Source organism: Parafrankia sp. EUN1f (assembly GCF_000177675.1).
In the GTDB taxonomy this organism is placed as follows: domain Bacteria; phylum Actinomycetota; class Actinomycetes; order Frankiales; family Frankiaceae; genus Parafrankia.
The window spans coordinates 41,818-48,407 of the sequence record NZ_ADGX01000061.1; the positions used below are offsets into that span (position 1 = coordinate 41,818).

Consider the following 6,590-nt stretch of genomic DNA (forward strand, 5'->3'; position numbering starts at 1 on the left):
GGACCGCAGAGCGCGACGAAACACGATGCGGTAAAGGAAAAGGAAATTCGGCATGATGACATGACGAACCAACTACACGACAGAACGACTTCACGGCCGAACAACGACACGGCGAGACAACGACCACCGGCCGTCCGACCGCTCGAATTCGCTCTGCTTGAACTGCGTCGCTGCCCAGGACGGGAGCCAGGCCGTCGCGGGGAGCCTCGGAAGGCTGCCGAGATGGGTGATGATCGCATGAAGCCCCGGGTGTGGATTCGTTCTGGGGAGCATGAGCGAAAGCGGGTAGGCGGGCGTCGGATTCACGACGGGGATGCGGCGCAGGTCGTGGTTCGTCGGCCAGAGGTACCGGTCGCGTTCCCCGACGAGAGTGGCCACGTCGGCGGAATCCGCGAGTACGTCCAGGAGCACCTCATCGCCGAAGTGCGGGCCGGCCGCGTCGATGCGCAGGTCGAAGTCGGCCGCGAGCTCGTCATAGAAATCCGACCATTCGCTGCCGGGCGCGATGCCCGGAATCCAGATCCGATGCCGGCGCAGCTGCGCCGGTGTCAGGCTCCGCGCGGAGGCGAGTGGATGTCTCGGGCCCACGAGAAGTTCCAGCGGCGAGTCGAACACGTGGATCATCCGCACGTCGCGTGGCAGCAGGGCCTGGTCGGTGACGGTACGGAACGAGGCGTCGATCTCCCCTGTCCCGACGGCGGCGGCCGCCACCCGCGGGTCGTCGACCCTGAGGGTCACCACGTCGAGGTCGGTCTCGGGATGCGACCGCCAGTAGTCGTGCAGGACGACGGCCTGCGCGCTTCGCAGGCCCAGCACGTCGATCCGCAGGGCCCGGGAGCCCGGCCTGACCGCGGCGATGGCGCGGTCGACCCCCGCGACGATGCTCCGCGCGTGCGGGAGGAACGCCTGGCCGTCGAGCGTCAGCTCAACCCCGCGGGCGGAGCGGGTGAACAGGCGGGCTCCCAGCTCGCGCTCCAGTACCGCGATCCGCTTCGAGACCGCCTGCTGGGTCACGCCCAGCTCGTCGGCCGCCTGCCGCAGCTGGCCGAGCTCGGCGGCCCGGACGAACGATCGCACTGCCTCGGTGTCCACCGGCTCACCTTAGGAGCACACAACCGATCGTTGTGACACGCCGAAGAATCGTTGTTTGATCGTCTGGTAGCGCGGCTGATCTGATTCGGGCATCCAAACCGCTGGTTGTCAGAAGGAGCCGTGTGCGCGCGAGACTGGGGGCTGGGTTCGGCTGGCTGTGGTCGGCCTACGCTGTGAGCACCTACGGCACGTGGATCGCCTTCGGGGCGTTCCCGCTCCTCGCGGTCCGCGTGCTGCACTCGCCGGCCTTCGCCGTCTCGCTCCTGGGCGCGGCCAGCCTCGCCGTCGCCGCCGGCGTGGCGATTCCGCTGGGTCCGTGGGTCGAGCGCCGGAACAAGCGCTCCGTGATGATCGCAATGGATCTGGTTCGCTTCCTCGCCATGGCGAGCGTTCCGGCCGCCTACCTTTTCGACCTGTTGTCCTATGGCCAGCTGCTGGCCGTCTCGGTCATCTCCGCGACGGCGGGTATCGCCTTCACCGCCGCCTCCGGCGCGTACCTGAAACACCTCGTCAGCCCGGAGCATCTCCTCGTCGCGAACGGGAGGTTCGAGGGCACGAGCTGGATGGCGACCGCGGCCGGCCCGCCGCTCGGCGGCGCACTCATCGGGCTCCTCGGCCCGGTCATCACCGTCGCCGCCGACGCCGTCAGCTATCTGCTCTCCGCATTCGGAATCCTCCGCATCCGCGGCGGCGACGTCGCAGCGCCCCGACCCGCGCCACCCCGCACCCCAGCACCGCGCACCGCAGCGCCCGGCACCACAGCACCGCGCACCGCACCACCCCGCGAGGCGGCCGCCGGCTCACGTGGCCTCGACATTCTGAGTGGCTGGCGGTTCATCTTCCGCGACCACGCGCTTCGACGTCTGTTCCTGAACGCGATGACCGTCAACGGTCTGATCATGGCAACCAGCCCGCTCCTCACCGTCCTTCTTCTGGACGAATACCACCTGCCCGCCTGGCAGTACGGCCTCGCGTTCGGCCTCCCGGCCCTCGGCGGCCTCGCCGGTGCCCGTAGCTGCGCACTACTGGTAACCCGTTACGGGCAGTACCGCGTCCTGATGGTCTCCGGCTGGCTGCGCTCGACCTTTCCACTCGGGCTCGCCCTGACCCGCCCGGGCGTCGCCGGACTCCTCATCGTGATCACCACCGAGGCCCTGCTGATCATCTGTATGGGCGTCTTCAACCCGATTAGCGCCACAGAACGCCTGCGGCGTGCGCCCGCCGACCACACCGCACAGGTCCTCAGCGCATGGAGCATCAGCAGCAGAATCGCCCAGGCGTCCCTCATGGCGATCTGGGGAGGCCTCGCGACGCTCACCAGCCCGCTCACCGCCATCACCGCCGCCGGTGTCCTTCTCCTCGCCACCCCGCTTTTTCTGCCCCGACGGACGCACCTGCCCGATCCGGTGCTCGATGCACCGGCCGAAAGCGGCCGCGTCAAATCGACTGACGCCGGAAAGGCCATATCGGTAAAGTGATCGTGTGCCCGCGTCGGTCGGCGGGTGCCACCCCAGCTCGCCGGCCCATGCTCGCCGGCCCACCGTGGAGGGGGCTGGCTCGTTCGAGCCGGGCCTGGTGGGGTTCTTCACACGGCGAGGCTCATCCGGTATTTCGACCAGTCGCCGGCCAGCACCGCCCGGTAGCGGGGCGGATTGTTCTCACTGGTGCACGACGGAATGCACTCGATCAGCGCGTCGAAGTTCGGGTGCTGGAAATACGGGATGGACATGCGTGGCTGGTGCGCGGTCTCGGCCGGCGGGTTCACCACCCGGTGTTCGGTCGCGACCCAGCGGTCGTTCGTCCACTTCGCCAGCATGTCCCCCAGGTTGATCACGTACGAGCCGGGCACCGGTGGGACGTCGCACCACCGGCCGGTGCGGTCGAAGACCTGCAGGCCGCCGATTCCGTCCTGGTAGAGGATGGTGAGGCTGCCGATGTCGGTGTGCGCACCACGGCGCATCCGGCCTTCCTCCGGTGGTTCGGGCTGGGCCGGGTAGAAGTTCGCGTTCAGATACGAGGTGTGCCGGTCGAACTTGTCGTCGAACCAGTCGGCCGGCAGGTCGAGGGCCTCGGCGAACGCGGCCATCAGCCGGGCCGACAGCCCCTCCATCACCGCGTAGTACTCGCGCCAGACCGGGCGGAAGGCCGACGGTTGCGCGGGCCAGATGTTGCCCTCGAAGTCCTCCGACCATTCGGGACCGTACCCCGCCGCGGCGACATCCGCCGCGTCGTCGAACCGGCCGTTCTCGAAGCCCTCGACGACGGACTCCTGGCCGAAGGCCTCGACCGAGCCGTACCCGCGGTACAGGTTCCCGCGCGCGGAGGCGGACCGCAGCTTGTGCTCCAGCGGCAGCTCGAAGAACTCCCGGTTGACCTCGTACATCCGGTCGACGAGCTCGCTCGGCACACCGTGGCCGGTGATCACGATGAAGCCGACGCGCTCGCAGGCCGCCCCGATCGCGGCGACGATCGACGGGCGGAGCTCGGGGTCGGTGAGCCCCGCGATGTCGATGACCGGAACCCCGGTCTCCTCGCCCTCGGTCGTGACCGGAACCGGACCGCTCATTTCCTGACCTCCTGCCAGAACGGTTGTCGATGGATGGGCCTCGGCCGCGGCCCGCGCCGCCCGCCGCGACTCATCCTGCATCTGCAGGCCCAGGCAGGCGTTGGCCAGCACGCGCCGCCAGGGCAGCAGGACGTCCCGCTGCGGCATGTAGGCGAAGTGTCATGCGCTCGCCCCGGCGGAGACGAGCAGGGACGGCACGATCGTTCCGGTGTCGCCGTCGACGACGCCGATATCGGTCAGGTGCGGCCCGGGAATGCACGGCAGGGTCGCGGCCAGGACGTGGAAGAGCGGTTGCTGGGTCAGTGGCGCCGTCGGCATGCCGATCTCGATGGCGGCCTGCTGGGTGGCACGCTGCTGCTCGGCGACCTCGGCGGCCGGGCGGTCGCTGAGAATGCCGGCGATCGGCAGCGGAACCTCGGCGATCACCGCACCGGCGCGCGCCACCGCGATCCCGCCGCCGTGGGCGACGACCGCCTGGGCCGCGCGCAGCATCTCGGCCGGGTCGCGGCCGAACACGACCAGGTTGTGGGTGTCGTGCGACAGGGTCGTGGCGACCGCGCCCGTCCAGTCACCCCAGCCGGAGAGCAGCGCCGCCTGCGGGGCGTGCGGCGCGCGCCCGTGCCGGTGGACGACCACCTGCAGCAGGCAGCCCGCCGGGATCTCGGCGACCCCGCCGGAGATCAGGACGTCGGCCTCGGCCCAGCGGCTCGCCACCGGACTGTCGAGGACCATCAGGCGGGTGACGCCGTCGGGCCGGGCCGACGATGCCGACATCCGCGGGGCGCAGGCGGCCGGTCGCGACGTCGATGACCGTCCCGCCGGTCAGCAGCAGGTCGAACGGCTCCAGGCCCTGGGCGGCCCGAACCGCGCGCCGCCGTACGGCCGGCGCCACCGGCTCGATGTGAGTCGTCACAGAAACACACCCACCCTAACAGAAAATCTTCATACTGGCAGTCGGCGACACCAGTGATATCGAAGAGGTCCGAGACTCGGAGTTTCGGAATCTCCGTACTATGCCGAACTGCCAGCATGAGAGCTTCCAGGTGAACATGAAACTTGCGATCACATCATGTTGCAGTTTTTCTCCGCCGCTCCCCGCCGAGACCTCACCGAAACAAGTCGCCCGCCCGTGTCAGCCCACTGTTTCCCACCACGACGGCGATCAATGAGGTGAGAACAGGATCACATTTAATTGATCTCCCTGGGTGTGACCGTCGACGCTTCGGATGACGTTCTGCCAGCGTGGTCAATCCGCCTCGAAAGGTCACCGGAAGCCCGGTGAGAGCAGGGCCTCAGCGTGGCGTTGCCACCACTCGTTCCAGGAAGTCGCGGTAGCCGCGCAGCGCCTCGCGCAGGCTGTCGGTCGACGCGGCCCCGTCCTCCCGCCAGGCCGCTCGCAGCCGCTCCTGCTCCCGTCGCACCGCCACGGTGAGCTGGTTGACCGCGTCGTCGAGCACCTGGTCGGCCTGCCGCACCGCCTCCCGCGGATCGTCGACGAACGACAGCAGCGCCTCCTGCCACCGCTCCCGCAGCCGGCCCGACGCGCTCGCCTCGGCCTCCGCCGCCGCCTTCTCGGCCTTGCCCGGGCCCTGCGTCCGGCCAGCCCCCTCCGCCCTCGCTGCCTTCTCCCTCTCGTTCCTTTCCCGCTCCGCCTTCTCGGCGCCGACACCCGCCGGGGCCTTCTCGGTGCCGATGCCCGGCGGGCGGTGTGCCGGACGGTCGGCGGCGGCTTCGGGAACGGCGGGATACACGCCCGTTCGGGTCGAGCGATCGTCGAGGTTCATCTGAGCTTCCTCCCACTCTCAGGGCTTTCAGGAACGCTGCCGACGGCCGGGAAGTGCGGCTACTCGCACCGGCGGGCTGTCATCGGACGGATTCGTGTCAGCCGGAGATCCACCGGCGACAGCACCGCCCGCCGGGTTACCGGTCGACGACGCACCGGCCGGGGCCCGAGATCCCATGTCGGTCGACGGACCGTCGGCGGATCGCTCGTCGGCCGGCGCGACAAGGCCGTCGAACACGGCTCGCAGTGCCAGGAAACGCAGGCGCATCGCATCCGTACTGGTCTCGTTCGGGCCCGCCCCGGCACCCCCGGCGCCACCAGCACCCCCAGTGTCGGCCGCGCCGGCTTCTCCGCGGCGCGCCGTGCGGAGCGCGGCGGACAGCGCCGGGTCATCCAGGGCCAGCAGATCCGCGGTCTCGGCACGGTCGGCGGTCGGATACCCGCGCTCGCGCAGCACAGCGGTGATCAGATCGTCGGCGCGGGTGGTGGCAGTCACCGGCTCGTCCACGAACAGGGCCTGAAGGGTGTTCCAACTCGTCTTCAGCGCCGCCCGGCGCGGGGCCCCCAGCGGCTGGATGTCGAGACTGTCCCGGCGCCGCGCAATACCCGCGAGGTGGCGTTCGGTGCTCCGCCGGTCGCCGACCTCGTGCAGCGTGCGTTCGTATTCGGGTCCGAATCTGTTGCGCAGCCGGGCGGACCGGGAGCGGTCGACGAGAACGGCCGCGGCGAAGACCGCACCGAGAAGCAGGACCACCAGGATGGCCCAGGCAAGCAGGGACACAACGCACCGACCTTTCGCGCCTTCGCGGGACTATCGCGACACGAGATGCCGGGTACCCGAGATCGTCCCGCTAAAACGACATCCCCGTTTCTGGGGCGCTGGCACGCCAGGCTCGGGACAGCACCGCCGCGCTGACCGCGAAGAACCAGCAGGTTCCGAGGAACAGGCCGGCGATGACGTCGGAGGGGTAGTGCATTCCCCGGTAGGTCCGGCAGAAGGCCACGACCAGTGGAAGCACCAGGGCGGCGACCGCGGCCGGCAGCCACAGCCACCGGGCGACGGCGACCACGCGCCGGGCAGCCGCGGGGTGGGACACCGCGGACTCGGATACCAAAGCCTCGGGTACCACGGGCTGGGACGCCGCGGGC

At 69.8% G+C, this 6,590-nt stretch carries 7 protein-coding genes; 1 reads left to right on the forward strand and 6 read right to left on the reverse strand.

What is annotated here, in order from left to right:
- Window positions 1-90: 90 nt before the first annotated feature.
- On the reverse strand, window positions 91-1,092 hold the full coding sequence (locus tag FREUN1FDRAFT_RS19255) for a LysR family transcriptional regulator (RefSeq protein ID WP_006541815.1): 1,002 nt from the start codon (window positions 1,090-1,092) through the stop codon (window positions 91-93).
- 122 nt (window positions 1,093-1,214) lie between these two features.
- Between FREUN1FDRAFT_RS19255 and FREUN1FDRAFT_RS19260 the strand changes: the two genes are divergently transcribed.
- Window positions 1,215-2,570: an MFS transporter gene (locus FREUN1FDRAFT_RS19260; protein WP_006541816.1), complete on the forward strand. Its 1,356-nt coding sequence runs from the start codon at window positions 1,215-1,217 to the stop codon at window positions 2,568-2,570.
- 107 nt (window positions 2,571-2,677) lie between these two features.
- On the opposite strand, the gene FREUN1FDRAFT_RS19265 is transcribed toward FREUN1FDRAFT_RS19260, so the two are convergent.
- The 5 genes from FREUN1FDRAFT_RS19265 to FREUN1FDRAFT_RS19285 form a co-directional block, all read right to left on the reverse strand.
- On the reverse strand, window positions 2,678-3,805 hold the full coding sequence (locus FREUN1FDRAFT_RS19265; RefSeq protein WP_006541817.1) for an isopenicillin N synthase family oxygenase: 1,128 nt from the start codon (window positions 3,803-3,805) through the stop codon (window positions 2,678-2,680).
- 12 nt (window positions 3,806-3,817) lie between these two features.
- Window positions 3,818-4,432 carry an adenine deaminase C-terminal domain-containing protein gene (locus FREUN1FDRAFT_RS19270; protein ID WP_006541818.1) on the reverse strand — a complete coding sequence of 205 codons (615 nt, stop codon included), beginning with the start codon at window positions 4,430-4,432 and terminating at the stop codon, window positions 3,818-3,820.
- Window positions 4,433-4,950: 518 nt separating this feature from the next.
- Window positions 4,951-5,442: a hypothetical protein gene (locus tag FREUN1FDRAFT_RS39935; protein ID WP_006541819.1), complete on the reverse strand. Its 492-nt coding sequence runs from the start codon at window positions 5,440-5,442 to the stop codon at window positions 4,951-4,953.
- Between the two features lie 27 nt (window positions 5,443-5,469).
- Window positions 5,470-6,222: a hypothetical protein gene (locus FREUN1FDRAFT_RS19280; RefSeq protein WP_006541820.1), complete on the reverse strand. Its 753-nt coding sequence runs from the start codon at window positions 6,220-6,222 to the stop codon at window positions 5,470-5,472.
- A 70-nt stretch (window positions 6,223-6,292) separates the two neighbouring features.
- On the reverse strand, window positions 6,293-6,590 hold a 298-nt coding region (locus FREUN1FDRAFT_RS19285), incomplete at its 5' end, for a phosphatase PAP2 family protein (RefSeq protein ID WP_006541821.1).